21 protein-coding genes are annotated in these 25,722 nt (G+C 67.5%); 8 read left to right on the top strand and 13 right to left on the bottom strand.

Features of this window, described 5'->3' with window-relative positions; genetic code table 11:
* Positions 1-1,301, bottom strand: a 1,301-nt coding sequence (locus tag Q8Q85_11160) for a serine/threonine-protein kinase (GenBank protein MDP3774812.1), incomplete at its 3' end; no start/stop codon positions are given.
* A 431-nt stretch (positions 1,302-1,732) separates the two neighbouring features.
* Here Q8Q85_11160 and Q8Q85_11155 point away from each other — a divergent pair.
* The 3 genes from Q8Q85_11155 to Q8Q85_11145 all read left to right on the top strand — a co-directional run bounded on the left by Q8Q85_11155 (position 1,733) and on the right by Q8Q85_11145 (position 4,263).
* Positions 1,733-2,116 carry a type II toxin-antitoxin system RelE/ParE family toxin gene (locus Q8Q85_11155; GenBank protein MDP3774811.1) on the top strand — a complete coding sequence of 128 codons (384 nt, stop codon included), beginning with the start codon at positions 1,733-1,735 and terminating at the stop codon, positions 2,114-2,116.
* Positions 2,109-2,492 carry a helix-turn-helix transcriptional regulator gene (locus Q8Q85_11150; protein ID MDP3774810.1) on the top strand — a complete coding sequence of 128 codons (384 nt, stop codon included), beginning with the start codon at positions 2,109-2,111 and terminating at the stop codon, positions 2,490-2,492. The genes Q8Q85_11155 and Q8Q85_11150 overlap by 8 nt, the downstream gene beginning before the upstream one ends.
* A 244-nt stretch (positions 2,493-2,736) precedes the next feature.
* Complete coding sequence (locus tag Q8Q85_11145; GenBank protein ID MDP3774809.1) at positions 2,737-4,263, top strand: Fic family protein; 1,527 nt, start codon at positions 2,737-2,739, stop codon at positions 4,261-4,263.
* A 34-nt stretch (positions 4,264-4,297) separates the two neighbouring features.
* Here Q8Q85_11145 and glgX read toward each other — a convergent pair whose 3' ends face one another.
* The 7 genes from glgX to Q8Q85_11110 all read right to left on the bottom strand — a co-directional run bounded on the left by glgX (position 4,298) and on the right by Q8Q85_11110 (position 17,615).
* Positions 4,298-6,433: a glycogen debranching protein GlgX gene (glgX, locus tag Q8Q85_11140; protein MDP3774808.1), complete on the bottom strand. Its 2,136-nt coding sequence runs from the start codon at positions 6,431-6,433 to the stop codon at positions 4,298-4,300.
* 231 nt (positions 6,434-6,664) lie between these two features.
* Positions 6,665-7,432, bottom strand: coding sequence for a hypothetical protein (locus tag Q8Q85_11135; GenBank protein MDP3774807.1), 768 nt, complete (start codon positions 7,430-7,432; stop codon positions 6,665-6,667).
* A gap of 81 nt (positions 7,433-7,513) precedes the next feature.
* Positions 7,514-8,542 (bottom strand): aldo/keto reductase, encoded by a 1,029-nt coding sequence (locus Q8Q85_11130; GenBank protein MDP3774806.1) that lies wholly within the window; start codon positions 8,540-8,542, stop codon positions 7,514-7,516.
* 461 nt (positions 8,543-9,003) lie between these two features.
* Entirely contained in the window at positions 9,004-10,233 is a 1,230-nt protein-coding gene (locus Q8Q85_11125; protein MDP3774805.1) for a Fic family protein, read from the bottom strand.
* Positions 10,234-10,867: 634 nt separating this feature from the next.
* Positions 10,868-13,036 carry a protein kinase gene (locus Q8Q85_11120; protein MDP3774804.1) on the bottom strand — a complete coding sequence of 723 codons (2,169 nt, stop codon included), beginning with the start codon at positions 13,034-13,036 and terminating at the stop codon, positions 10,868-10,870.
* Between the two features lie 517 nt (positions 13,037-13,553).
* Positions 13,554-15,488 (bottom strand): hypothetical protein, encoded by a 1,935-nt coding sequence (locus Q8Q85_11115; protein MDP3774803.1) that lies wholly within the window; start codon positions 15,486-15,488, stop codon positions 13,554-13,556.
* Positions 15,489-15,779: 291 nt separating this feature from the next.
* Positions 15,780-17,615, bottom strand: coding sequence for a M2 family metallopeptidase (locus Q8Q85_11110; protein ID MDP3774802.1), 1,836 nt, complete (start codon positions 17,613-17,615; stop codon positions 15,780-15,782).
* Positions 17,616-17,966: 351 nt separating this feature from the next.
* On the opposite strand from Q8Q85_11110, the gene Q8Q85_11105 reads away from it, so the two are divergent.
* Positions 17,967-18,416 (top strand): hypothetical protein, encoded by a 450-nt coding sequence (locus Q8Q85_11105; GenBank protein ID MDP3774801.1) that lies wholly within the window; start codon positions 17,967-17,969, stop codon positions 18,414-18,416.
* Between the two features lie 306 nt (positions 18,417-18,722).
* On the opposite strand, the gene Q8Q85_11100 is transcribed toward Q8Q85_11105, so the two are convergent.
* Both Q8Q85_11100 and Q8Q85_11095 read right to left on the bottom strand, forming a co-directional pair.
* Entirely contained in the window at positions 18,723-19,013 is a 291-nt protein-coding gene (locus tag Q8Q85_11100) for a hypothetical protein (protein MDP3774800.1), read from the bottom strand.
* Between the two features lie 392 nt (positions 19,014-19,405).
* Positions 19,406-20,536, bottom strand: coding sequence for an HD domain-containing phosphohydrolase (locus Q8Q85_11095; GenBank protein MDP3774799.1), 1,131 nt, complete (start codon positions 20,534-20,536; stop codon positions 19,406-19,408).
* A 447-nt stretch (positions 20,537-20,983) separates the two neighbouring features.
* Between Q8Q85_11095 and Q8Q85_11090 the strand changes: the two genes are divergently transcribed.
* Complete coding sequence (locus Q8Q85_11090) at positions 20,984-21,262, top strand: hypothetical protein (protein MDP3774798.1); 279 nt, start codon at positions 20,984-20,986, stop codon at positions 21,260-21,262.
* Between the two features lie 134 nt (positions 21,263-21,396).
* Here the strand turns inward: Q8Q85_11090 and rfaD are convergent, their stop codons facing one another.
* A complete protein-coding gene (rfaD, locus tag Q8Q85_11085) occupies positions 21,397-22,371 on the bottom strand; it encodes an ADP-glyceromanno-heptose 6-epimerase (protein MDP3774797.1) in 975 nt (324 codons plus the stop codon).
* Positions 22,372-22,812: 441 nt separating this feature from the next.
* Here rfaD and Q8Q85_11080 point away from each other — a divergent pair, with 441 nt between their 5' ends.
* From Q8Q85_11080 to Q8Q85_11070, 3 genes are all read left to right on the top strand, one after another.
* Complete coding sequence (locus tag Q8Q85_11080) at positions 22,813-24,003, top strand: EAL domain-containing protein (protein ID MDP3774796.1); 1,191 nt, start codon at positions 22,813-22,815, stop codon at positions 24,001-24,003.
* Positions 24,004-24,159: 156 nt separating this feature from the next.
* Positions 24,160-24,318, top strand: coding sequence for a hypothetical protein (locus Q8Q85_11075; GenBank protein MDP3774795.1), 159 nt, complete (start codon positions 24,160-24,162; stop codon positions 24,316-24,318).
* Between the two features lie 192 nt (positions 24,319-24,510).
* Positions 24,511-24,642 carry a hypothetical protein gene (locus Q8Q85_11070; GenBank protein ID MDP3774794.1) on the top strand — a complete coding sequence of 44 codons (132 nt, stop codon included), beginning with the start codon at positions 24,511-24,513 and terminating at the stop codon, positions 24,640-24,642.
* Here the strand turns inward: Q8Q85_11070 and Q8Q85_11065 are convergent.
* Both Q8Q85_11065 and Q8Q85_11060 read right to left on the bottom strand, forming a co-directional pair.
* On the bottom strand, positions 24,605-25,234 hold the full coding sequence (locus Q8Q85_11065; protein ID MDP3774793.1) for a peptidylprolyl isomerase: 630 nt from the start codon (positions 25,232-25,234) through the stop codon (positions 24,605-24,607). The genes Q8Q85_11070 and Q8Q85_11065 overlap by 38 nt on opposite strands.
* Positions 25,231-25,722 (bottom strand): amidohydrolase (locus Q8Q85_11060; protein ID MDP3774792.1); only part of this gene is annotated, 492 nt, incomplete at its 5' end. The genes Q8Q85_11060 and Q8Q85_11065, both read right to left, overlap by 4 nt.

The raw sequence follows: 25,722 nt of genomic DNA, 5'->3' as shown, positions 1-25,722 counted from the left end.
CCGACGACCGTCGAGCCCAGGAAGAGCCATCCCACCCGGGCCAGGCTCGCGGCGTTCGAGATCGCGAACGCCGACACCAGGGCCGTAATGCTCACGCCGATCGCTCCGATCGTGGTCCAGCGGATCGCCTTCGCCCACCAGGGCGGCTCGCGGTCGTAGTCGTACTGGAAGGCCAGCTCTTCCTTGCGGTGCTCGATGTACTGCTGAAGTGCCACGCGGATGTCGTCCACGGTGTAACCGACCGCCAGCACCTGCTGCGTGCGGTAGATCCGGTTGAGCAGGAACACGCCCCAGGTGACGCCGAGCAGGCCCAGGGGGATCGCCGGGCTCCCGCCATTGGCCAGGATGATGCCCGCCCCCTCGGCGAGCGCCACCGACCAGAGATACAGCAAAGGACGCGCGGCCTGGCCGCGCGTGAGCCACACCCGGATCGGAGCCGGAATTCCCCGCACCACGTCGGTCGACTGGACCAGCGCGTCGGCGAACGCCTCGCCCGTGGGCCACCGGTCGTCCGGGTTCTTGACCAGGCACTTATCGATCGCCTGCGCCGCTTTCGCCGGCACGCCCGGCGCGACCGTCGAGAGCGGCGGTGCGGGCATCGTGATCTGCATCGCGAGCAGCGCCGGGACTTCCGGCGAGTCGAACGGCAGTTTCCCCGAGAGCGCGTAGAAGCCCACGATGCCGAGCGAGTAGATGTCGCTGCGCCCGTCAACCCGCTCGCCGCTCGCCTGTTCGGGGCTCATGTACTGCGCGGTGCCGATGATCTCGCCGACCGCCGTGCCGCCGCTCGTTTCGCCGGCGCGCGCGATCCCGAAGTCGCTCACCATCGCCCGGCCGGTGCCCTGCTCGATCAGGATGTTGTCGGGCTTGACGTCGCGGTGGACGATCCCGCGCAGGTGTGCGTAGGCGAGCGCCCAGGCCACTTCCTGGAGTACGCGCGCGCCGGCCGCTGGACTCAGCGGTCCCTTGGTCCGCAGCCGCTGGCCGAGGGTCTCGCCCTCGACGAACGCCATCACGAAGAAGACGAGCCCGGCGGCCTCCTCGACGACGTGGATCGGGACGATGTTGGGATGCGAGAGCTTGGCCGAAGTGCGGGCCTCGCGCAGGAAGCGGTCCTTGAGCCCCGCCTGGGCGGCCTGCGCCGGCGGCAGCAGCTTGATCGCGACCAGCCGGTCGAGCGCGACGTCGCGGGCCAGGAACACGATGCCCATCCCGCCGCGGCCCAGCTCGCCCTCCAGCGAGTAGCGTCCCACCACGGCCTGCTGGAGGGCGACGAATTCGCTCGAGAGGGCGTCCGGCATCGGGCTATCCTACCACCGCGCGCGGAAGGCTGCCAGTACGACGGAGCCCGCGGGCCCAGGTTTCGGCCGTCGCGGCCGGCGTCGCGGCGTGCGGATCGCCGCGCCGGGTGCCCAATGTATCGTGGTGTGGCTTGTGGTGTCGATTCGGACTGGCTTTCTGCCGTTTTCAGCCCTCGCCCGACGGGGCAGATCGCGCAGGATGTCTCGGTTTTCCCGCAAGTTGCCGGACTTGGGGCCCTAACGTTGGTAGACTGATAAGCGTGAGGTCGGTAGTTCAACTCTACCCAGGCCCACTACTGCAAGTACGAAGACGTCACAGACGCCAAGTAGCGACAAGACAAGGGCCGAGGAGCGGGGCCTTTGGCTTGCTGATGCGCTGTCGGTGCCTGCTCGGGGATTGACCGCCTATAGTATATCTGCTATACTGCACCATGCCGCCGCCGACCCGGAAGCCACTGTACTTCATCGCGTCGAGCTGGAAAGATCTGAAGGGACTGCCGGGGCCAGTCCAAGACACGTTCGGTACGCTGCTGCTCGATGTGCAGTACGGGGACACTCCCGGCAGCGCGAAACCCCTCAAGGGCTTCGGAGGAGCCGGTGTTCTGGAGATCGTCGAAGGCCACGACGGAGACACGTATCGGTCCGTGTACACGGTGAACTTCCGCCATGCGGTCTACGTGCTCCACGTCTTTCAGAAGAAGTCCAGGCATGGGATTGCGACGCCCAAGCGCGACCTTGATCTCGTGCGGCGTCGCTATCACATCGCCGAACGGCACTACGCCACGTTGGAGCACCAGGAGGATCGCCATGCGTGAGGCGCTGCGGAAGACCCGTCGGAGCACGGGGAGCGGGGACGAGGAGCAGGCCGTCTACCAGGCCGGCGACAACATCTTCGCAGATCTTGGGCGGCCGAACGCCGACGAGCTGCTCGCCAAGGCGGAGTTGGCGCGCGCCATTCGGCACTTGATCGCAGCGCGGGGGTTGACCCAGGCGATAGCGGCGGGTGTTCTCGGCATCTCCCAACCGGACGTCTCAAACCTGCATCGGGGGCGGCTTGCGGGCTTCTCCATGGAGCGGCTCTACCGCTTTCTCAACTCGCTCGGTCAGGACGTACGAATCGTGGTGCAGCCAAAACCGCGGTCCCGAGCGCGGGCGACGGTGCGGACGCTGGTGCGAGCCGGGGCGCGTTAGACGCGCAGACGCACCGACGCGCAGGAAAGACAACGCCCCGTTCGAGGACCTCCCTCGGGCGGGGCGTCGTGCCTCCTTTCTGAGCCCCATAGCTAGAGAGTTGACAAAAATGCCATGGCAGCGTATATAAATTGACAATTAGTCCATTACGTGGACATCAAGTTGATAAAAAAGACCCAATGGCCTGGGATAACTTTACAATTACTCTCACAGGTTCAAGCCGAAAGTTTAGAGAAACCCAAGAATGCCACCGAACAAAACGAAAAAAAAGACAGTTCGAACCGCGCCACGGCGCTCACTACCGGAGGTTGTGCTCAGCAACAGCGAGCTAACCAGAGTGGTCGCTCGCGAAGTCGCCCGCGGCCGACTCAAGAAGATCGGGCCGCGCCTTTACACGACCAACACGACGGACACGCCGGCGGCGATCGTGCGCCGAAACCTGTGGGTGCTGTTGGGCCAGATGCTGCCCCAAGCGACCGTCGGCTTTCGCACGGCGCTCGACGGGATTCCCAGCGCAGATGGTCACGTCTACCTGACAGGAGCCTACGCACGGACGATTCGTCTTCCGGGCCACCGGGTGCACGTTGCCCGGGGTCCGGGCCGCCTCAAGGGTGACGCGCCCTTTGTGGGCGGACTCTACCTGGCGTCACGCGAGCGCGCCCTCCTGGAATCGGTCTCTGCTTCACCCCGACGGAGTGGTCTGACTCGCGGAATATCGGATCAGAAGCTGCAAGAGTGGCTGGAGCGTCACCTCCAGATCGGCGGTGAGACGGCCCTCAACACCCTCCGAGACAACGCCCGCGAGCTCGCGCCGATGCTCCGCGCTGAGCGCGCCTACGATCGGATCAGCGACATCATCGGCACCCTGCTCGGAACGCGCCGGGCCTCCGTCACATCTCCCGCGGCCTTGGCGCGTCTCGCCGGGCGTCCGTACGACTCGGCCCGACTCCCCCTGTTTGAGGCGCTGCTCGCGGAGCTGCGCGCACGACCAACCCTGAGTAGACCAGACCGCAACACCGACGAGGATGCGTGGCGGCACTCGGCCTTCTTTGACGCCTATTTCTCAAACTACATCGAAGGCACCGAGTTCGAGCTTGGCGAAGCGATGCAGATCGTCTTTGATGGCAGGATCCCCGCAACCCGCCCCCAGGATGCGCACGACGTTCTCGGCACCTTCAGACTGCTGATCGACCGCTCTTCGCTCGCCAAGAGCTTCGCGGCAATGGACTCGGACGCCTTCGTAGCCCTGCTGCAGGCGCATCACGCTCGAATGCTGAGCGAGAGGCCCGAGGTTCGGCCCGGGCAATTCAAGACCGAGGTCAATCGCGCGGGCGAGACCGTGTTTGTGGTCCCCGAGCTGGTACCGGGAACTCTTCAGCGGGGATTTGAGGTGATGCGCGCGCTCAGTGATCCGTTTGCCGTGGCGGCGTTCGCGATGTTCCTCATTGCCGAAGTGCATCCGTTCGACGACGGGAACGGCCGCCTTGCCCGAGTGTTCATGAACGCTGAGCTGGCGGCCGCGCGAGAGACGCGGATCATCGTGCCAACGGTCTATCGGGACGACTACTTGCAGGCGCTCCGGGCGCTGTCGCGACAGGGCCGGCCCAAGGCGCTCGTGGCTATGCTTGATCGAGCGCAGCGGTTTGCGAGCGAGCTCGATTTCAGAGTCTTGCCGCGAATTACGGAAGTTCTTACAGGGTGCGACGCGTTTCGGGAGCCGGAAGAGGGGAGGCTGCGGCTTCCGAGTGAGACTGGCCCGCGCCCGGCGTAGCGCGCTGACCGGCGACTTGGGTCCGCGGCGCGCGTCAGTGTCCGATCAGCACCACTACGCTCCGCGGGTTCGCCAGGTACTGATCCTCGGGCTTGATCGCGACCTCTCGGCCGGGGTCGCACCACTCCTCGCCCGGTTCCAGGCTGGTGTCGAGGATGCGCCGCCAGCATTGCGGCTCCGGCAACGGCGGGAGCTTCACGCTCCGCACCCGGTGGTCAGAGTTGAGGATCAGGAACAGGCGGTAGTCGCCGAGGTCCGAGGGCTCCTCGCTGCCGTCGAGCTGGTAGCACAACGTCCTCAACTCCGGATCGTCCCAGGCGGGCCGGCCCAGGTCCGCGCCATACCACGTGATGTCGCTGACGGTATCGCTGTCCAGGTCGCGCCCGAGGAGGAACCTGCGCCGCTGCAGGATAGTGCACCGCCGCGTCAGGGCGATCGCCTTGCGCACGAACTCCACCATCCCCCGGTTGGCGCCGACGCGGTCCCAGTCGAAGTGGCTCAGCTCGGTGTCCTGGCAATACGCGTTGTTGTTGCCGCGCTGGGTACGCAGGAACTCGTCTCCTCCGAGGAGCATCGGCGTGCCGGCGGAGAACAACAGGACGCACAGGTGGTTCTTGGCCAGCTGCTGCCTTAGCCGGTTGATGCCCGGGTCGTCGGTCTCGCCCTCGGCGCCACAGTTCCAGGAGGTGGTGTCGTCACTTCCGTCGCGGTTGTCCTCGAGATTGGCTTCGTTGTGCTTGTGGTCGTACGAGACCAGATCCCACAGCGTGAACCCATCGTGGCACGTGACGAAGTTGACGCTGTTGTAAGCCGACCGACCGTCGTCACCGTAAAGGTCGGCCGAACCGGTGAGTCGTGCGCCCATATCGCGCACCCAACCGCCGTCACCTTTGACGAACCGTCGAGCCGCATCGCGAAAGCGTCCATTCCACTCCGACCAATCCACCGGGAAGTTGCCGACCTGATAGGTGCCGAGGTCCCAGGGCTCGGCGATGAGCTTGACGCGTTGCAGCGCGGGGTCCTGGGCCACGGCGTGGAAGAAGGCGGCCGAGCCGTCGAACCCGCTTGGGTCACGCCCGAGCACCGAGGCGAGGTCGAAGCGGAAGCCGTCCACGTGCATCGTCTCCGCCCAGTAGCGCAGCGAGTCCAGGACCAGGCGGATCACCGCGGGGTTCGTGAGGTTCAGGCTGTTCCCGCAACCCGTGTAGTTGGCGTAGTAGCGTCCCGGGTCACTTGGCCCGCCCGTGAGGCAGTAGTACGTCCGGTTGTCCACCCCTCTGAGCGACAAGGTGGGTCCGAGCTCGTTCCCCTCGGCGGTGTGGTTGTAGACCACGTCCAGAATGACCTCGATGCCGGCCTGGTGGAGCTTGCGGACCATCGTCTTGAACTCGGCCACCTGGCATCCAGGCTTCTTGCCGGTGCTGTAAGCGCTCTCGGGCGCAAAGAAGCCCAGCGTGTTGTAGCCCCAGTAGTTGGTGAGGCCCTTGCCGCGAAGGAAATCCTCGACATGGCACTCGTGGACCGGCAGCAGCTCCACGGCGGTGACGCCCAGGCTCTTCAGGTACGGGATCTTCTCGGCGAACCCGAGGTAGGTGCCCGGGCGCTTCACGCGTGACGACGGATGGGCCGTGAAACCCCTGGCGTGCACTTCGTAGATGATGAGGCGCTCGAACGGGATCGCCGGGGACACGTCACCGCGCCAGTCGAAGGCGTCGTCCACCACGATCGCCTTGGGAACGAGGTGGCTGTTGTCGCGGGTATCGAGTGACAGATCGCGATCGGCAGACGTGGAATCGTAGGCCAGCAGAAGGTTGTCGCGGTTCGACGCCTTGTGGCTCAGTGCCTTGGCGTACGGATCGATGAGGAGCTTGGCGCCGTTGAAGCGCTTGCCGGCTGACGGATCGAAGTCACCCAGGACCTTGTAACCGTATAGCTGGCCCGGCTTCACGCCGGCCACGAACGTGTGCCACACGAACTTGGTGCGGTTGGCGATCTGGATCACATCGGTCGGCGGTCCGTCCGGCCGGTCGAACAACAACAGGTGGACGTCGCTCGCGTCGCGCGAGTAGATGGCGAAGTTTACGCCCTCCGGCTGGACGGTCGCGCCGAGCGGAAAGAAGCTGCCGGCCGTGATGGCGGTTTTGGGTTGGTGCCGTAGCCTGGTGGCCATTGAAGCACGCTCCACTCGTGTCGCCTGCGCGTGATGTCGTATTATAGATGCAGAACTTGCCTTCCAGAGGCACGTAGCGATACGGTAGGGTGATTTGTGGCTTGACTGTGGTACTTCTTGGGCGTACTCGGAGGGGTCAAAGCGTGAGGTCGGTAGTTCAACTCTACCCACGCCCATTCAACAGATCGGTGGGCATCAGCGGGCGGTTGCGGGACCGGGCGGCCGGTCACGTCACCAGGCCAGCCGCCAGCCCACGCCAAACGACAGGACCGTATGCGAGAGCGGCACCGTCATCGCGGGTATGGGCTGAGATGTCCCGGCGACAGACGTGGGGCCCACGCCCACGGATCCTGCGTCCCGGTGCTCGACGGCAAACTCAAGAAAGAACGGATCGCTGCGCGGGAATGTGAGCCCGGCGCCGAGGGCGAGGCCGGCGCTGATCCCGGTGCGCGTGTTCCGGTCCCGGTCGGAGATGACCGTGACCCTGCCAAGGTTCAGCGTCGGCCCGATACCAAACCAGAACGGGCCGGCCACGACGACGCCTTGCACTCCGAGCGTGACGGCGGACGGACGGACCTCGCCCTTAGTCGAGTCGTTCTGGATCGGCAGGTATCCGTGCCGAGCCCACGCGGCGAGCGCGCGAAGCTGGAAGACCGACCCCAGGCCGAGGCGCGCGGTCGCGGACAGGGCGCGACGGGAGCCGCGCCGCCAGCCGCTCGGGCCGGGGCAACCGCCGAAGCCACCGAAGCCACACGGCGGCAGGCCCCACCCGCTGTCCATCGCGTAGCCGATGGCGTTCCAAGTCGCGTCGGTGAAGCCCACGGAGCCGATAGTGGCGTTGATGTGCCAGCGCCAGTCGGACGCGTCCTCCTGGGCCATGGCCGCGGCGGGCGCGGCGGCGAGCAGAAGCAAGATCGAGAGGCACACGCGGGGCCGCGCGACCGCCAAGGTGGCGCCCGTCACCAGGGCTTGCGAGCGGTTAGCCGCGGGCAGGCTCACTCGACCCCTCGCCCACCAGGCGGGAGCAACGTGTGGCAGCTTCCAGGGAATCCAGCGCCTCCAAACGGTGCTAGGCCAGTGCTAGGCCCAGGTCCTGAAGAACAGCCCCTGCCGCGCGATAGGGGCTGTCTTCTCGGTGAGGGCCGCGAGCTGCGCCTCGCTCAACGGCGTGAACTCCGAGGCCAGCCGCACGTTCTCCTCCACCTGCGCCACCGTGTCGCAGCCGATGATCACGGTGCTGACCGGGAAGGACAGCGTGTAGTACATCGCCTCGCGCATGTTCAGCGTGCCCGGCCGGGTCCCGGTTGCGGGCGTCGCGTTGGCCGGCGGCGTGTAGCTCGACAACAGGCGGGAGCGCGCTGGGATCTTCATCGCGATGATCCCCATCTGGCGCTCCACTGCCATCGGCAGCAGCAGCTCGGCGAAGCTCAGGTGGTGCTGGTCGGCGGCGTTGAGCGCCATCAGGATCGTGTCGAACGGGAAGCGCCGCACCATCTCCATCAGCACCGCCGGATCGGCGTGGCCCGTCACGCCGAGGAACCGCACGAGGTGCTGGTCGCGCGCCTGGCTGAGCGCCTCGATGGCGCCGCCCGCCCCGAAGATCTGGTCCACCTGCTCCATGCGGCTGAGGTTGTGAAGCTGCCACAAGTCGAGGTGGTCGGTGTTCAGCAGTCGCAGCGATTCCTCCAGCAGCCGCAGCGAGCCGTCGCGGGTGCGGTCGCCCGTCTTGCTGGCGAGGAACACTTCGCCGCGCCGCCGCGCCATGACCTGCCCGATGTAGCGCTGGCTCCAGCGCTGCTGACCGCCGTAGGCCGCCGCGGTGTCGATGTAGTTGACCCCGAGGTCCAGGGCGCGCTCGACGATCGGCACGGCCACCTCCTCGTGGTTCGGCTGCTCGATGGCTGCCTGGCCGCCCAGCGAAAAGATGCCGGGGCGGTAGCCCGTGCGGCCGAGGTTGCGCGTCGGCATCGCGCCGTCGGTGACGGGGTTGAAAGGCAGGGCGGGGAGGGCCTGGGCCTCGCCCGGCACGATGCCGCGCACCAGGATCCCGGTGGCGACCGCGCCGCCGACCTTCAGGAACCCGCGGCGGTCCAGCGTCTGATCCGACATGGGCGTCTCCTTTGCGAAGGCCTCAAAGGTCGCATCCGGATCCTGAAGGGACCGTGAAGAAAGGATGTGGGGAACCCGGGCTACGGGCCAACGATGATGCGCCGTGGAGTGTGCCCCAGAATCCCGATGACACACCACCGTGTTTCCGCCTCCAATCTTCCGTCGCAGCATGTCCTGCGGGCGTCGGGCGCGACCAGCATCGACCAGCTGCTGTTCGACCCGGTCACTCTGGACACCGCCACACCGCTCCTTTCGCACGCGCCAGCGAAGGCATACGTTGGTGGCGCGTTTTGCCGTTACCCGGCGCGGCCAAGGCCCGCCACCGTTCGTCCCCGCACATAACGGAAATCCCTGGCCGGCGTGCTGTTCGCGGTCCTTCGAGCACAGTAGCGCCTGCTGCGGCGTCAACTCACGCACCCAGCGATCAAGGGGCGACTGTAGCGTCGGGTCGGCCAATTGCCTCATGGAGTTGCCGAATCTCGCGCCGCCGAAACATTGGCCGGAGGTTGACCGCTCTCCATTCCGGCAATCAAATCGAGTAACCCCGCCGCTTCCCACGATTGATTGCGCCGCATTTCCGACAGCGGAATCAGCACTCCAGCGCTCTTCAGCTGCTCGATGGCTTCATATACCGCTGCCTTCGCGCGCCCCGTGGCTGCCGTGGCGACGGGCGCGGTGATCATCGGGTGCGCTGGTAACACATTTATGAGCGCCCAAGCGGCGGCGTCGGCTCTGGGTGCGGTGGGCGAGGCGGAGAGTTGCTCTCGCCATTGGGTCGTCAATGCCTCTATGGCCTTCAGGTACGCCTTGGCCAGATGCGCCACTCGAGCCGATGCATCAGCGAAGTGCTCGATCCACTTTCCGACTTCATTCCCCCGGAAATTGGTGAGCCCCTCGATGTAGCGCGTCTTCGCGGCGGCGAGCGCGACGCTGATCGGAGGCACGTAGCGAGGTGCGACTCCTCTGCGACGTAGAACGACGTGGATGAGTGCGCGCCCCGTGCGTCCATTGCCGTCGTCGAACGGATGTATGGTTTCGAATTGAGCGTGCACCATTGCTGCCTGCACGATTGGCGGGAGCCGGTCGTCGTTGATCGCCTCGCACAAATCGGACAGCAGCTCGTCCACATCTTCGGGTGGTGGCGGGACAAAGTCTGCGCGGCACGGGTTGTGATCGTTGCCGCCAATCCAGTTTTGTCGGGTTCGGATTTGTCCTGCGATGCGTTGGTTCTCAGCTTGCGCCAGCAGTCGCTGGTGGATGGCCGTGATTTGTGAAACGTCGAATCTCTCGGCGAGTGCCGCTTTATCGACCGCCAGGACCATCGCATCGATATTCGCGAGAACTTCCATCGCTGTGGCGCTAGCGTTTTGTCCCGATTCTACTCGCGCCTCAGCTCGTGCGAGTTCGCGAACCCCCAGCTGCATGCCCTCGACCTTTGATGATGCAATCGATTCGGTTCGCAGGAGCAGGCGCGCGAGGGGTGCGAGCGGTGGCCCGGCACTCTCGTTTAGGGTGCGGATCGCCAGCTCCGCCTCCGACACGATTCCTGCGACGGTTGCGTCCAGATTGAGCGGCATATCCATGAGCTTGTCGGGTACGAACGCGTCGTATCCGCACGCCCGCTGGTACTTTGCTGGCGCATAGATCTCCGGGTTGTAATGCCACGTTCGTTGCGTGAGTCTTCCTGGCATCGGTGGACTCTCGTTCAGTTGTTGGGACCCGGCGTATCTTGGAATACTAGCTACCCATAGTTCAGCTTCGTACGTAAGCTGAACTAAAGACCTGCTTAGTTTCAGATTGCGCGGTAAGCTGAACTACTGATTATTGCATAGTTCAACTTAACAGCTAAGCTGAACTAACGCCATAGCCCAGGCCGTTTACAAGGCCGGCGACAACATCTTCGCAGATCTTGGGCGGCCGAACGCCGACGAACTGCTCGCCAAGGCGGAGTTGGCGCGCACCATTCGGCACTTGATCGCAGCGCGGGGGTTGACCCAGGCGGTGGCGGCGGGTGTTCTCGGCATTACCCAACCGGACGTTTCAAACCTGCATCGGGGAAGGCTCGCGGGCTTCTCCATGGAACGGCTCTACCGCTTTCTCAACTCGCTCGGTCAGGACGTACAAATCGTCGTTCGGCCGAAACCGCGGTCCCGAGCGCGGGCGACGGTGCGGGCGCTGGTACGAGCCGGGGCGCGTTAGGGCCGACCGGCCGCGCCTCGTTTCATGGTCGATTGTGGTGTCGATTCAGACCGCTTTCCCGCCGTATTCGGCCCCAAGCCCGCCGGGTAAGTCGCGCGGATTATCCGCGTCCGGAGCGGGGATGCCTCAGAGCTTCTGGAGGAGCAGCGCGAACCGGGGATCGCCGCGGATCGAGTCCAAGTCGGAATCGTTCTCGATCCACGCCCGGTGTCCGAAGCCGTTCTGGATCGACTTCTCGAGGCAGTGAAACGCGTCGTCGGTCTGGCCCCCCAGGGCGTACACGCAGGCGAGGTTGTACAGCACCCCAGAGTCCTCCGGGTCCAGGGCCAGCGCCCGCCCGGCCCACTCGAGCGCCTTCTGCCGCTCCCCCAGCTGCACGAGCCCGCCGGCGCCCAGGTAGAGAGCCCTGGCGTCGTCGGGGTTGAGCTCGAGATGCCGCTCGGCCAGCTGCACGCCGCGGAGCAGAGTTGCCTCGGCGTCCGCCGCGCGGCCGAGCGTTCGCAGCGGAGTAACCACGAGCAGTACCGTCTGATAGTCCTCCGGGCGCACGCGGGATGCTTCCTCGTAGTGCTGCACCGCCTCGGCGTACTTGCTCTGCTGGAAGCTGGCCCGTCCGTAGAAGTAGTGGGCCTCGAACAACCTGGGATCCAGACGAATCGCCGTCTCTAACTCCCGCTCCGCCTCCTCGTAGCGCTTGCTCAGCGAAACCGCCAGGCCTCGCGAGGCGTGGGCCTCAGCGAGCTCGGGGCCGAGTTCGAGGGCCTTCCTGCTGTACGCATCGGCGCCGTCCAGGTTCGCCCGGCTGCCGTCCCAGTACATATAGAGGAACGAGCAGCAGTCGGCGGCGCCGGCGTAGGCTCGCACGTAGCCGGGGTCGATCTCCATCGCGCGCTCGAACATCCGCCGTGCGAACTGGATGCCGGTCCGGCGGAACTGGTGAAAGAACTGCCGCCCGCGCAGGTAGTAGTCGTAGGCCTCCACGTTCTCAGCCGGCGCCTTCTCGATGGCGCGCTTTTCCCGTTCGCTCAACACCACCCGCAACGCCTTGACGATCTTCTCCGCGATCTCGTCCTGGATCGCGAACACGTCCTCCAGCTGCCGGTCATAGCGTTCCGACCAGAGGTGATAGCCATCGGCCACGTTCACGAGCTGGGCCGTGACCCGGAGCTTCACTCCGGCCTTGCGGACGCTCCCTTCCAGCACCGTGCCGACCTTGAGCTTCCGGCCGATCTCACCGATGTCTTCGTTCTTTCCCTTGAACGCAAAGGACGAGGTACGGGACGCCACCTGCAGGGCCTGGACCTTGCTCAGAGCGTTGATGATCTCTTCGGCGATCCCGTCGCTGAAGTACTCGTTCTCCGGATCGTTGCTCATGTTCACGAAGGACAGCACCGCAATTGACTTCCCGGCTCCGGCCGCCTGCGTGGCCAGCGCGGTCGAGGTGCCGGGCGGGGTCGTTCCGGTGTGCACGACCAGCGCCTGCGCCAGCTGCGCCCCGGTCGCGAAGCGGTCCGCGGGCACCTTGGCGAGCGCTTTCGTCACGGCTTGGTCCACCGACTCGGGTACGGTCGGGCGCGCGGCCCGAACGGACGGCACCGGCTCGGTGAAGCGCCGCGTGATGATCGCCTGCGCCGTGGGGCCGCTGAACGGCGCGACCCCGGCGAGCATCTCGTAAAGCACGCAGCCGAGGCTGTAGACGTCGCTGCGGCCGTCCGGGTCGGCCTCACCCGCGGCCTGCTCCGGGCTCATGTAGGCGGGCGTCCCGACCGACATGCCCGTCTGCGTGATGCTCGGGCCGCCCGCCGCGCTGACGGCCTTGGCGATCCCGAAGTCCGTCACGAGCGCCTCGCCCTCGTGAAGCATGACGTTCTCGGGCTTGATGTCCCGGTGCACGACCTGCTGGCGGTGCGCGTAATCGAGCGCCGCCGCCACGTCGCGCGCGATCTCGAGCGCCTCCTCCACGGGCAGCTGCTTCTCCCGGGTGAGCCGCTGGCGCAGGGACTCACCGTCCACGTACGGCATCACGTAGTAGAGGAGCTCACCCGCCTGGCCCGAGTCGTGGAGCGGCACGATATGGGGATGGTTGAGTCGCGCCGCGACCCTGATCTCGCGCAGGAACCGCTCCGGGCCCAGCGCGGCGGCGAGCTCGGGATGGAGGACTTTCAGCGCAACCGACCGGTCGTGCTTGAGGTCGTGGGCGAGGAAGACCGTCGCCATGCCGCCCTGGCCGACCTCGCGCTCGATCGCGTAGCGGTCGGAGAGGGCGTCGCGCAGTCGCTCGGCGAGGTCGGTCATGGGCCGGGTGCGAAGATGCGGCGGCGGGGGCGGAGGCGCTAGGAGGTGTCCCTACCGACAAGTAACCACTGTGCTGACCACTCGGGACCAATGGGCCCGTCGCAAGGCTCGTGTTGCAGTGCCGCGGACGGCCCGAGATTCATTCCTGCGGCGACTGGGGGTGTGTCCGTTAGTGGGTCCGTTCGTGGCGGCATGGTCCGGCATGGAAAGGCGAAGCGCCGGGCAACCTCTAGGCGCCGCCTACGTTTTCCGGCATGGTGCCGTAATTGGTGGGGATGTGGTAACGTCTGATAAGCGTGAGGTCGGTGGTTCAACTCTACCCGCAGGCCCATTCGGCAGTCGGCAGACGCACAGACGCACCGGCGCACAGACGGGCAGGCGGCGCCCCGCTTGAGGTTACGACCTCTGGTGGGGCGTCACGCGTTCGAAGACGGGTGTCCGGCGATGTAGCCCACGCCGGTCAACGCCCACGTCCTCGCGATCTACGGCGCCAGCCGCGCGCTGAGGCGGCTTCGAGCTAGGGCTTTCGCGACAGCGCGCGCAGCCAGGCCCCGAGCAGCGGATCGCCCGGCGAACGCGCCAGTTCCGTGCGCAACGCGTCGCGCACGGCGGCCCGGATGGCGTCAGGTAGGACGACCACGGGGACCGGCTCGAGCCCGGTGCCCGCGAGCACGGCGACCGCCGTAGCATAGGCCTCGGCGAGCTCCATGCGCAGCGCGAGCCGGGCGCTGAACGCGGCAAGCGCCGCCCGGGCCCGCGCGAAGTCACCGGCGGCGGCGAACAGGTTCGTGGCCCAAGCGTAGGCCTCTGTCATCGCCGGCACCTCGAGGAACAGCTCGCCGCCGAAGTACCTGGCGCGCCACAGCGAGTCGGCGATCCCGGTGGCCTGGGTGAGACGCCCAAGCTTGCCCAACAGGATCATCCGCCGGGCCGGGACCGCCTCGGCCTCGCCTTCCGCGCCAAGGGAGTCCACGACTCCGAGCTCCCGCAGCGCGGCCTCCAGGTCGTTGTCAAGCTCGTTCACTCGCGCCGCGGCGCGGTGTGCTTCGGCCTCGCTCGGCCCGGCGGCGAGCCACCGCCGCACCCAGGTCCGTGCCGCCGACCGCGCCCGGGCGCGTGCCGCCGCGAGCGATTCGGCCGGCCACGCTTGCAGGGCTTCCAGCGGCACGAGCTCCAGCGAGTCCCGGAGCAGGGGGGCGAACGCCCGGTCCGGGCCGGCCTCGCCGGTCGGCGGCGTCTCCCCCCGGATCTCGAAATCACAGCTGCACCACGCCCGTACCGAGCTGCGCACCGGTCGCGCCACGTCGCGGCGGTAGCCTGCGACAGCGCCGGGCGCCTGGCCGCCGGCCAGCAGGTACACCGCGACCAGGCCCTGATAGACGCCGTGTCGCGCCGGGTCGAGCTCGAGCACGCGCTTGGCCAGGCGCACGGCCGCGTTCAGCGAACCGCGGCGCCGCTCGCCGTGCTGCGGCGAAGCCAGCAGCAGGGGGTCGAGGAACTCGAGACTCGCCAGCGTTTCCAGCGCGTCCACGTCGTTCGAGTCTTCGGCCACCAGCGCCTCGAGCTCCCGCCGCGCCGGCGTGAACTCGCCGTTCACCATGCTGTGGAGCGCGCGCACCTGCCGGGCCGCCCGCGTGGGGAGCCGGCCGGCGAGCGCCGCCGCCCGGTCCGCATAACCGTACGCGGGATTGCCAGGCTCCAGCACCGAAAACGCCAGGAGGGACACCTCGGCCAGCTTGGCGTAAGCCTGCGCGAAGATGCTGTCTATCCCGACCGCCTCCGCGAACGCCTCGCGGGCGTGGCGGTACTCGGAGCGGTTGAGGTGGGCCAGGGCTCGCAAATAGGCCCGGTACGCCTCGAGCGAGCGCGTCGTCGCGGAGCCGACGTCGGCGCTCGCCGCGTCGAGTCCGGCCGTGCGCAGCAGCACGGTGGCGATGCTGTCGTACGCGGGGCGGACGTCGGCAGTGAGCGGCACCTCGCCGCTCGCCCGCGCGACCGGCCGCTGGGACACGACGTCGTACGCCCGCGCGCTCACGCGCAGGAGGCCGGCCTGCGCGACGATCTCCCCGGTCACGGCCGTCCAGCCCCCGGTCTCGGCCGCCACCCGGCGCACCCGGGCGAGGTCCGCCACGTCGCCCGGCCGCAGGCCCTGGCGGCGCAGCGCGGGGTAGAGTCGGTCATCGGGCACCACGGTGACCTCGGTCCACTGGCCCAGCGCATCTGCGAGCATGGTGGGCGAGGCCTCCACGAGCCAGTCGTGCGCGGAGGTGCGGGAGAGGTTGCGGAACGGGAGCACCAGGAATCTGCGCCGGCGCTCGCGCTCTGGCGGCGGCGGTCGTAACGCGGCCCCCGAGCGCCCACAGGGCGGCGGCGTCCCGTCGGGGCACTGGGCGTACAGCGCCCGCGGTGCCAGGAGCAGACAGCCGACCAACACGACGAACGACCGCTTCACTTCCGGGGCTCACTGATGGAGGTGCCGGTACGATGGCGCTTGTGACGAAGGGCCGCTAGGGAGAGGGGAGCCGTGGACACGCCCGACCGGGCGTGTCCACCCTCCCCACGTGAGGTTCGGGTTAGTCACCTGGTCTTCGCCGTGCACGGCTACGGTGTCGATTGTGGTGTCGATTCAGGCCGTTTTCCTGCCGTTTTCGGCCCCAAGCCCGCCGGACAGATCGCGCGGATTGTCCAGGGTTTCCGCCATCTTGCGCCCCGGTTGAGGCTGCTACCTCGGGTGGGGCGTCAGCTACCAGCCGACCGGCTGCCCCGCGTTCTGCCGATCCAGCCACACCTGGAGCGGCTGGAAATACTCCAGGATCGCCTCCGCATCCATGCGGCGCGAGCCCGTGAGCTGCTCCAGCGCGTCCGGCCACGGCCGGCTCGCGCCCAGTCGGAGCACGGCGTCCAGCCGCCGGCCCGCCTCGCGGCTGCCGTAGAACGAGCAGCGGTAGAGTGGCCCCGTGTGACCCGCCGCCCGGCACAGTGATCGGTAGAACTGGAACTGGAGGATGTCTGCCAGGAAGTAGCGCGCATACGGTGTGTTCCCTGGCACATGATATTTCGCGCCCGGATCGAATGCGTCCGCCGGCCGCGCATCCTGCGCGCTCACGCCCTGGTACCGCCCGCGGAGATCCCACCACAGCTGGTTGTAGCCTGCCGGCGCCACGTCCCCCGCGAAAACGGCCCAGCGCCAACGATCCACCAGCAATCCCCACGGCAGGAACGCGACCTGGTCGAGCGCCTGACGCAACAGGAGCATCGTGTCCGCCGCCTCGCTCGGCAGCTGGTCGATCAGCCCCACCTGCCGCAGGTACGCGGGCGTGATCGAGAGCGCGATCGCGTCGCCGATCGCCTCGTGGAACCCGTCGTTCGCGCCGCTCTGGTAGAAGTACGGCTGGTGCATGTACGCGCGCTGGTAGTAGTTGTGCCCCAGCTCGTGATGGACCGTCACGAAATTCTCGGCCGTCGGTGTGATGCACAGCTTGATGCGCAGGTCGTTGCGGTTGTCGATATCCCATGCGCTGGCGTGGCACACCACCTCGCGGTCGCGCGGGCGCGTGAGGAGCGAGCGTTCCCAGAAGGTCGCGGGCAGCGAGTCGAAGCCGAGCGAGCTGAAGAAGCGCTCGCCGTAACGCACGATCGCGGGCGCGTCGAGGTTCTGCGCGCGCAGCCGCGCCGTCAGGTCCACCGATGCCGGCGCGCCCGCCGGCGCGACCAGCGGATACACGTTGCTCCAGTCCTGCGCCCAGAGATTCCCCAACAGGTGCGCCGGGATCATCCCGTTCGCCGGCACCGCCGCCGCGCCGTAGCGCTCGCGCAGACGGCGCCGCACGTAGGCGTGCAGCGACAGGTAGAGCGGGCGGACCTGCTCCCAGAGCCGGTCCATTTCGCGGGAGAAATCATCCGGCGGCATGTCATAGCCCGAGCGCCACATCGCGCCGGCGTCGCGGAAGCCCAGCGTGCGCGCGCCCTGGTTGGTCAGCGCGGCGAAGCGTGCGTACCGGTCCCGCATCGGCGCGCCCACGCGGTGCCACCCGCGCCAGATGTCGAGCAGCTCGGCGGGATCGCGGCTGTCGGCCATGATGGAGTCGATCGCCGAGATCTGGAGACACTCCTGGCCGCCGCCCGCCTTCGGCCGGCAGTAGCTGCCCCGGCCGTAGTCGCCTTCCATGCCCACCTGGAGCCGCACCATCTCGGCCGCCAGCCCCGAATCGGCGGGCGGCGGCGCGGCGAGACTCAGCTTGAGCAGCAGGAAGCGCCGTCGCAGCTCGTCAGGCATCGCGACCTGGTCGAAGCGCGCCGCGCCGGTCGCGAGCCGCTGGACGGCGTTGGCGTAGTCGGTCTGGAACCACGCCGAAAGCGCTTCGGTGTCGTCGGTGATGAAGTTGGCCGCGACCCACGCGGCCTGGTTCTGCGGGATCGAGCGCGCGGCCAGTTCGCGTTCCGCGGCGTCAAGAAAGCGCTGCGCCTCGGCGAGCGTCGCGGGGCGGGCCGCGGCGCGGCGCGCGGGCGCCTGGGCAGCGGACGGGTTGGCAGCAGCGAGACACAGCAGAACGGTGGTGATGCTCCGGATGCGCGGCACAAAGCTCTCCCAGCGAGGTCGGTTATCGCGAATGATGGCAACCGTGCCCGTCCCAAGTCCCTGCACGCCCCACAATGTACTGCCCGCGACGGACCGTCAGCTGCACGGTCCGGCTGTCTAGTACGCCGCGAATGCCGGTTGCCGCAAGAGGATCGCGCCATCGGCTCGACGCGAACATGCGGCGGCTGGCGCCCGGCTCGCGGTTCGCTGATCTTGTTCCCTGATGACCGAACCGCCGCTCCGCCGCGCGTTCGGACCGCAGAAAAACGCACCACGACGCAGTGAATTTGCCTATGCACCCCGCCGAGCGTACGCTTACTATGGCACCGGCTCCAATGGCCTGGAGGGCCGATGCCGGTGACGGCGAAGCTGTCGCTGCTGTTCTACGAGAAGCTCGGCGAGCAGGTCGCCACCGAGCTGGTGGAGTGGTTCAATAGCGTGGATGCCACGTATCGGTCCGATCTGCGGGAGCTGAACGAGCTCAACTTCGCCCGATTCGACGCGAAGCTGGAGCAGCGCCTGGCGGAGTTGGGCGCCGGCCTCCGGACGGAGTTCGGCCGGCGTCTCGACGCTCTCGACGCGAAGCTGGAGCAGCGCTTCGCCGAGCTCGATGGGCGCTTCGCCGGGCGCTTCGCCCAGCAGGACGCGCGATTCACCATCCTCGAGGCACGCCTGCTCGGCCGAATGGAGGCCATGCAGGGAGGCATCAAGGCGGACCTGGTCCGCTGGATGTTCGGCTTCTGGACCGGCACGATGATCGCCCTGGCCGGCGTGCTGCTCGCGGTCCTTCGAGCACAGTAGCGCCCTGCTGCGGCGTCAACTCACGCACACCGCGGTCAAGGGGCGACTGTAGCGCCGGGTCGGCGTCGAGCGGCGAGCTGGTGCCCTGATAAGTATGAGGTCGGTAGTTCAACTCTACCCAGGCCCATTGCGACGACAGACGACGCCCGTTCAGCGGGCACGCCCGGTGCCTACTCGGTTCAGGGGTTCGCCACGGCGACCGGCGCGTACGGTCGCCTTCGGCGCCCGCAGCTCATCGGCGAGCCGCTAGGCGGCGCGGCCCACCGGACCCACTCAGACGCCGGGCCGTTCTTCTAACCATTCGACTCACGGCGTGAGCCTCATGCGACGCAGCAACGCCGCGTAGCGCGGATCCGAGCGCAGCGGCTCGAACTCCTCGTACAAGGCCAGATCTATCAGCCAGATGGTGCGCTGCTCGTACGCGCGGTCCAGCCACTGGAACGCGTGGTCGGCATCCCCAAGCGCCGCGTACACCGCGGCGATCCCGTAGGGGTTGTAGTAGGCCCGATGAGCGAACTGAAGCATCGAGTCCAGTACCGCGAACGCTGCGTCCCGCCGGCCCAGGATCAGCAGTGCCCGCGCGTACTCGCCCGCCACGGCTCCCCCGTAATACTCCCACGTGAGCCGCTGCGCGGCTTCGGCGGCGTCACCACGCGCGAGGCGTAGCAGTCCGTCAAAGGCACGAAGGTTTTCGGGACCGAGAACGTTGCCATTCCAGCAACTTGCCGGAATTGAGGGCTTCAGCTAGACAGCCTGATAAGCGTGAGGTCGGTAGTTCAACTCTACCCGGGCCCATCCTGTAGACTTGCTCTGCGACATTCTGCGACATGGCTCGGAGTCGCCTCACGACTGATCGGGAGGGTGGGACTAGGTTCGGGCTTGAACGCGGATGGCTTATTTGACCTTAGCCGCGCTCGGCTTCTCCTGCCCGAGGTCGGGCGCCCGCTGCCGTCCGAGGAGAGGCGGACAACTGTTATACCGCGAGGGGTTCAGACCCGCAGGAACTCGCCTGTGATACCGCTCTGCCGGGCGCGGAACTCCGCCCGCGACCGGACCTCCGCCCACGCTTCGTCGGGGACCTTGGCGTAGGCCTCGACGACCTTCGGGTCGAGCGTGCGGCCCGCCTCCTTGAGCAACTCGGTGCGCGCCACGGCGAACGACTGCGCCGCGCGGTACGGCCGGTCGGACGTGATGGCGTCGACCGTGTCGGCCACGCCAAAGATCCGGGCGCTCAGCGGAATCGCTTCACCCTTCAGGCCGCGGGGGTAGCCGGAGCCGTCCAGCCGCTCCTGGTGGGCCACCACCATGTCGGCGGCCTCGTTCAGGAACCCCACCTTGCGCACCATCCGGTAGCCCACTTCGGGGTGCTGGTTGACGATGGCCCGCTCCTCCGGGGACAGGGGGCCCGTCTTGCGCAGCACGTGGTCGGGGACGGCGATCTTGCCGACGTCGTGGAGGAGAGCGCCCCACTCGATCTGGCGCAGCGACTCGCCACCGATGCCCAGCTCCTTGGCGAGCTGCACCGAGTAGGTGGCGACGCGCATCGAGTGGTGGTGGGTCGCGGCGTCACGCGCCTCGAGCGCCGAGGCCAGCAGGTCCGTCGTCTCGCGGTAGAGCTGCTCGACCCGCCGCAGCGCGTCGTGCAGGTTGCGGGTGCGGTCCTGCACCGCCACCTCGAGCTCCGCGCGCATGCCGAGCTCGAACTCGCGCACCCGCAGCCGCTCGGCCGCGAGCGCGAGGCGGATGCCGAGCTCGTGCCCGTCGAAGGGCTTGACCAGGAAGTCGAGCGCACCCGCCTCGATGGCGCGCGCACCGACCTCCGTGTCGGCGCGGCTCGAGATCACGATGCACGGCGTGTCGAGGCCCGACCCCGCGACGAGGTCCATGCCGATCCCGTCGGGGAGGTACGCGTCCACGAGGAGCAGGTCGAACGAGGCGCTGGCCAGCTGGTGGCGCGCGTCGGTCAGGCTGGCGGCGGTTTCGACCTGGAGCCCGAGCCCGTTCGCGGTGTCGCGCATCACGGCAAGGGTGAGGCGATCGTCATCCACGATCAGCACCCGGGGGAAGAGCCTGCTGGCGGCGACGGATCCCAGCGGGCCCTCCGGAAAGCTTCTCGTCATTCGCAGGCTCCGTGTACCGTCTGGAGGCAGGCGGCCCCTGAGGCCGCGGCGTATAACAGGGCCAAGCTTACGTCTAATGGAACGCGGAGACAACCGGCGCCCGCCGCGGCGGTCACGGCACGAGGATCGTTTCCCTCTGACGTGGACTGCGCCCCCCTTGGTGTCGAGGGTGGTGTCGATTCAGACCATGTCCCTGCCTTTTTCGGCCGCGAATCCGCCGGGCAGATCGCGTGGAGTGTCAAGGTTTTCCGGCATTTTGCCGGACTTGAGGCTCGCTATCGCGCCCTCGACCGGTTACTCTTCCTAAGGGTAGCTGCGCACACGGCGCACGCCACCCGCTGACCAGGGCCTCGCTCGTGCGGTGGCCCGTTTTTCTTTGGTCAGAGGTTGCGGGACGTACGGCACGAAGGACTGTTTCCGTCTGTCGCGTCATCGAAAGGTGAGTCCGTGATCGGAGCATTCGCGTTCGAACACAGCGGCAGGACATTCACCTGCACCGCCGAGGAACGACAGACGGCGCCGGCGGGGACCTGGTGGTGGTTCGCCGTGTCGCACGACCAGCAGCGCTATGCGCCCTTCGAGGCCGTCGCGGGTGACACGCAGCACTCGGTTCGGTCCCGCATCATCGCGTACTACGAGCATCGCCTGTGGGTCCGCGCGCAGCCGGTCGTGCCGAAGCAGCACTTCACCCGTCCGGGCAAGCCGGCGCCGCCCGCGAAAACGTGAGCAGGCCGCTCCTCGCCGCCGCGCAGATCGCGGGGAATGTCTAGGTTTTCCAGCAACTTGCCGGACTTGAAGCTCTCAGCTAGGCAGCCTGATAAGCGTGAGGTCGGTAGTTCAACTCTACCCGGGCCCATTCCTCAACTCCCGGCCCCCCGCGCCGGCTCGGCGCCGCTCAGCGCCCCGTAGTAGCGCCGCACGCCTTCCTCCACATCGAGCCATGACGCCTCGTAGCCCAGCCGCCGCAGCCCGGCGAGATCCGCTTCGGTGAAACTCTGGTATTGCGACTCCAGTCCGTCGGGCAGCGCGGTGTACTGGATGGTACCCGAGCCGTGCGCAGCGATGAGCGCGCGCGCCACGTCGTTGAAACTGCGGCTCTTGCCCGTCCCGCAGTTGACGACCCCCTTGCGGACCGGTCCCCGGGCGAAAAACAAGTTCACGCGCACGATGTCCTCGACGTAGACGAAGTCCCGCCGCTGCTCGCCGTCGGCGTAGCCGCCGGTGCCCACGAACAGCCTGACCTCGCCCGTCTCCCGTAGCTGCCGGGCCATCTGGAACACCACCGAGGCCATGCGTCCCTTGTGAGCCTCGCGCGGCCCGTAGACGTTGAAGTAGCGCAGCCCGACGACCGTGGCCCTGGCTTCGGGCAGCGCGCCGCGGACCAGCTGGTCGAACCGGAGCTTGGATTGGCCATAGATGTTCAGGGGGCGCTCGTTCCGCTCCTCCTCGGCGAACGCCGTGCTCCCGCCGTACACGGCGGCGCTCGAGGCGTAGACGAAGGGGATCCCGGCGGGGACGACCCAACGCAGCAACACCTCCGAGGAGCGGAAGTTGTGCTCCATCATGAGGCCTTCGTCCCGCTCCATCGTGTCGGTGCACGCCCCCTGGTGCAGCACGGCCTCGACCGTGGCGTCGAACGCGCAGCGCTCGACCCGGTCCAGGAACTCCCGCCGGTCGAGGAGGTCGGTGATCCGGCAGTCGGCCAGGTTTGCGTGTTTCGAGCCATGGGTGAGATCGTCCACTACGACGATGTCGCTCGTCCCGGCGTCGTTGAGCGCCCGGACGATGGTGCTGCCGATAAAGCCGGCTCCGCCGGTGACAATGAACAGGCCCATGGGCTGAGGGCAGGATACGCGCGTGCCGCAGCCGCCGCCAGCACCGCACCTGGAGGATGATGACCCCACCAAGGGCCGGGCTGCCCTACGCAGCTCGCCATAAGCGTGAGGTCGGTAGTTCAACTCTACCCAGGCCCATACTCGGAAACTCGGCGCCCCGCTTGAGGTTGCGACCTCTGGCGGGGCGTCGCGCGTTCTGGAGCCGGCCGCCCTCTGGACAGTACGGGGGACCAGAGGCATTATGGCCACCGGCAGGTCGACCAGCGCGGGAGGGCCGTCACGGCCGAAGAACACGAAGTCCGCCGCAATCTCCTCACGCATGTCCTGCGGGCGTCGGGCGCGACCAGCATCGACCAGCTGCTGTTCGACCCGGTCACCTGGCTGCCCGGCCTGCAGCTGCTCGCGCCCCAGATCGAGGAGGCCCTCGCGACGCGCAACGCCGTGGGCCTCCTGGCGGTCAGCATCGCGCAGTTCTCCAAGCTCGAGCTGGTCTACGGCTGGGAGACGTTCGACAACGTGGTGCGCGGATTCGCCACCTGCCTCAAGGCCATCAAGGAAGAGTCGCTGCGCAAGGATGACGCGATCGCGGCGCTGACCCTCAACGGCAACGTCTTCATCCTCATGCTCTCGCCGCCCCGGAAAAAAAAGACCCTCGGCGACCGTGACCTGGTGCGCATCAAGAACCGCGTCGTCGAGAAGCTCGACGCCTACGTGGCCCAGGCGCTGGCTCCCGAGCTGGTCTACCGCTTCAAGTACTTCATCGGCTGTGCGGTGATGAAGAGGGACCCCTCGGTGCGGCTCGAGCGGCTGCTGTACCTCTCCATCGACGAGGCGCTCAGCGAGGCGACGTCCGAACGGGAGAAGCTGGTGGGCCGCCGGGCCCGCGCCGTGCGCGAGATTCTGAACCGGCGGCGCATCACGACACTGTACCAGCCGATCGTGGACGTGCGGACCCGCGCCATCATCGGGTACGAAGCCCTGAGCCGCGGCCCCGAGGGCGAGTTCGCGTCGCCCGACGTGCTCTTCCGGGTGGCCTACGAGTCGGAACTCGTGTTCAAGCTCGACCGTCTCTGCCGCGAACGGGCGCTGCTCGGATTCCGCAAGATGCAGGGCGACCAGCTGCTGTTCATCAACATGGAGCCGCTCTCCATTTTCGATCCCATGCTGCCCGCGAAGGTATCCACGCGCCACGTCGCCCGGACGGTCTTCGAGATCACCGAGCACGCCGCGATCGCCGACTTCACCACCTTCCGCCAGGCCGTGCAGCTGGTCAAGCGCTCCGGCTTCAAATTCGCATTGGACGATGTCGGCTCGGCGTATTCGGGGCTGCGTATCATCACGGAGATCGAGCCGGATTTCATCAAGCTCGACATGGAGCTGACGCGCGCCGCGCACGGCAGCCGCGTGAAGATGGAGCTGATCCGGGCCGTGGCCGGATTCTGCGCCGAGGCCGGTGTGCCGATGATCGTGGAGGGTGTTGAAACGCCGGAAGAGCTGCAGGCGGTCACTAAGCTCGGCATTCACCTGGTGCAAGGATACATGATCGGGAGGCCGGCGCGGGTGCCCGCGGACGCGCCGGCGATGCTGCCGGACCTGCCCGCTCCCGTCGTCGGCCCTCGCGCCGACGCGTAGCGCGGAACCTGCTCGAGGACCGGCGAAACCCGAAGGTCATCGGGCTCAGCGTCGACCCCGTCGCCAGCCACACCAAGTGGTCGAACGACATCAAGGAGACCCAGGGGCACGCGCCGAACTACCCGATGATCGGCGACACCGATCTCGCGGTCTCCAATGACCGCCAAGCACAAGGTCGCGACGCCTGCCAACTGGAAGCAGGGTGATGACGTGATCATCGCGGGCTCGGTATCGGACGACGACGCGAAGAAGACCTACCCGCAGGGGTGGAAGGCGCCCAGGCCGTATCTGCGGATCGTTCCGCAGCTCAGGTAGTAGGCGCCGAGGGACTCACCCCGGGCTGATTGTCCCGCCTAACGTGACGCCCCACTCGAGGTTGCGACCTCGGCGGGGCGTCGGGCGTTGAGTCGAGAAGTCACGGTCCATACGTCACGATCATGGCCCTCGCCGACCGCGTGGCCGAGGGGATCCGGGCCGAGGCGCCCGCGCTCCTCCGAGCAACGTGAGATGAAGCTCGGCGGCAGCGAGATCGTCGTGCGCGCCCTCGAGGACGAAGGGATCCCGTTCACCTTCGGCATTCCCGGGACGCACCGGCGGGGGTTCAGCCGCTGGGACCACGACGGACGTAGGCCCGCGTGATCACGACCGGCGTCACCGGCAGGTTGGGATAGCCGCCGCTAGGCCGCGTTGGCGCGGCCGCGATGCGGTCCACCACGTCCATCCCCTCCACGACTCGCCCGAACACCGCGTAGCCCCACCCGTCGGTCGTGCTGTCCCGGTAGTTCAGTCCTGGGTTGTCCTTCACGTTGATGAAGAACTCGCGGGCGCCCAGGTGCGGCTGCCACCCCCGCGCCATGGCCACGCTGCCGCGCAAGTTCAACAGTCCGTTCCGCGCCTCGTTAGGCACCGGCTGCGAGGAGGAGCCGCGGGTCTGGCCGCTCACGTGCAACTGGCCGGCTTGGATGATGAAGTTTGGGATGACGCGGTGGAAGACCAGGCTGTCGTAGAAGTCCGCCTGCACGTGGGTGAGGATGTGCCCGACCGTCATCGGAGCCCTCCGGCGGTCCAGCTCCATCACGATGCTGCCCATGGTCGTCTCGAAGACCACCGTGGGCGTGCTGTCCGCGGCCAGCGCCTCCGTCCGGCGCCGATCGGCCGTGCTGCAGCCCATCGCCGCGAGGCCGAGCACCGCCGCGGCACCGAAGCGCGGGCGCCGGACCTTCCATCTCACGGCTGTGGCGCCGGAGTGGGGCTCGGACAGCTGCCATCGCTGCGCCTAACTGTGGGGTACTGAATGCCGAGCTGCTCGAGGTAGGTGCGGTACCGCGTCGGGTCGTAGTAGTACCGCTGCAGCTGCGGCCGATAGCGGGCCATCGTGGCGGTGTTCAGCTCGATCGCCGGAGTGTCCTCGGGGCGCATGAGCGGCTGGTAGTGGATCGTCCTGGTCTGCACGTTCCGGAAGTAGCCCCACGCGGAGTCCACCAGCGCCGGCCGCAGGACGAAGTCGAGCATCGTCATCGCCATAGCCTTCGCGCCGGCGGTGGCACCCTTGTGGGCGATGGGTGTCGCCATCGCGATGGCGTTGGACCAGTTGTGGCCGGGCAGGCCCGGGATGTTGGCCGGATAGTTCAACGTGACGGTCGGCACGACCCAGGAAACATCGCCGATATCGTCGGAGCCGCCGGTGCGATCGGCCTCCGTCGCCGGACCGCGGATACC

It is taken from the genome of Gemmatimonadales bacterium (assembly GCA_030697825.1).
Classification (GTDB): Bacteria; Gemmatimonadota; Gemmatimonadetes; order Gemmatimonadales; family JACORV01; genus JACORV01.
This window is presented reverse-complemented; position numbering and strand designations above follow the sequence as displayed.

Excerpts from the sequence above, each read along its gene's own strand:
- Q8Q85_11155 (MDP3774811.1), top strand. The coding sequence starts at position 1,733 with ATGCCGCCGCCGACCCGGAAGCCACTGTACTTCATCGCGTCGAGCTGG.
- Q8Q85_11150 (MDP3774810.1), top strand. The coding sequence starts at position 2,109 with ATGCGTGAGGCGCTGCGGAAGACCCGTCGGAGCACGGGGAGCGGGGAC.
- Q8Q85_11145 (MDP3774809.1), top strand. The coding sequence starts at position 2,737 with ATGCCACCGAACAAAACGAAAAAAAAGACAGTTCGAACCGCGCCACGG.
- glgX (MDP3774808.1), bottom strand. The coding sequence starts at position 6,433 with ATGGCCACCAGGCTACGGCACCAACCCAAAACCGCCATCACGGCCGGC.
- Q8Q85_11130 (MDP3774806.1), bottom strand. The coding sequence starts at position 8,542 with ATGTCGGATCAGACGCTGGACCGCCGCGGGTTCCTGAAGGTCGGCGGC.
- Q8Q85_11125 (MDP3774805.1), bottom strand. The coding sequence starts at position 10,233 with ATGCCAGGAAGACTCACGCAACGAACGTGGCATTACAACCCGGAGATC.
- Q8Q85_11120 (MDP3774804.1), bottom strand. The coding sequence starts at position 13,036 with ATGACCGACCTCGCCGAGCGACTGCGCGACGCCCTCTCCGACCGCTAC.
- Q8Q85_11105 (MDP3774801.1), top strand. The coding sequence starts at position 17,967 with ATGCCGGTGACGGCGAAGCTGTCGCTGCTGTTCTACGAGAAGCTCGGC.
- Q8Q85_11095 (MDP3774799.1), bottom strand. The coding sequence starts at position 20,536 with ATGACGAGAAGCTTTCCGGAGGGCCCGCTGGGATCCGTCGCCGCCAGC.
- rfaD (MDP3774797.1), bottom strand. The coding sequence starts at position 22,371 with ATGGGCCTGTTCATTGTCACCGGCGGAGCCGGCTTTATCGGCAGCACC.
- Q8Q85_11075 (MDP3774795.1), top strand. The coding sequence starts at position 24,160 with ATGACCGCCAAGCACAAGGTCGCGACGCCTGCCAACTGGAAGCAGGGT.
- Q8Q85_11070 (MDP3774794.1), top strand. The coding sequence starts at position 24,511 with ATGAAGCTCGGCGGCAGCGAGATCGTCGTGCGCGCCCTCGAGGACGAA.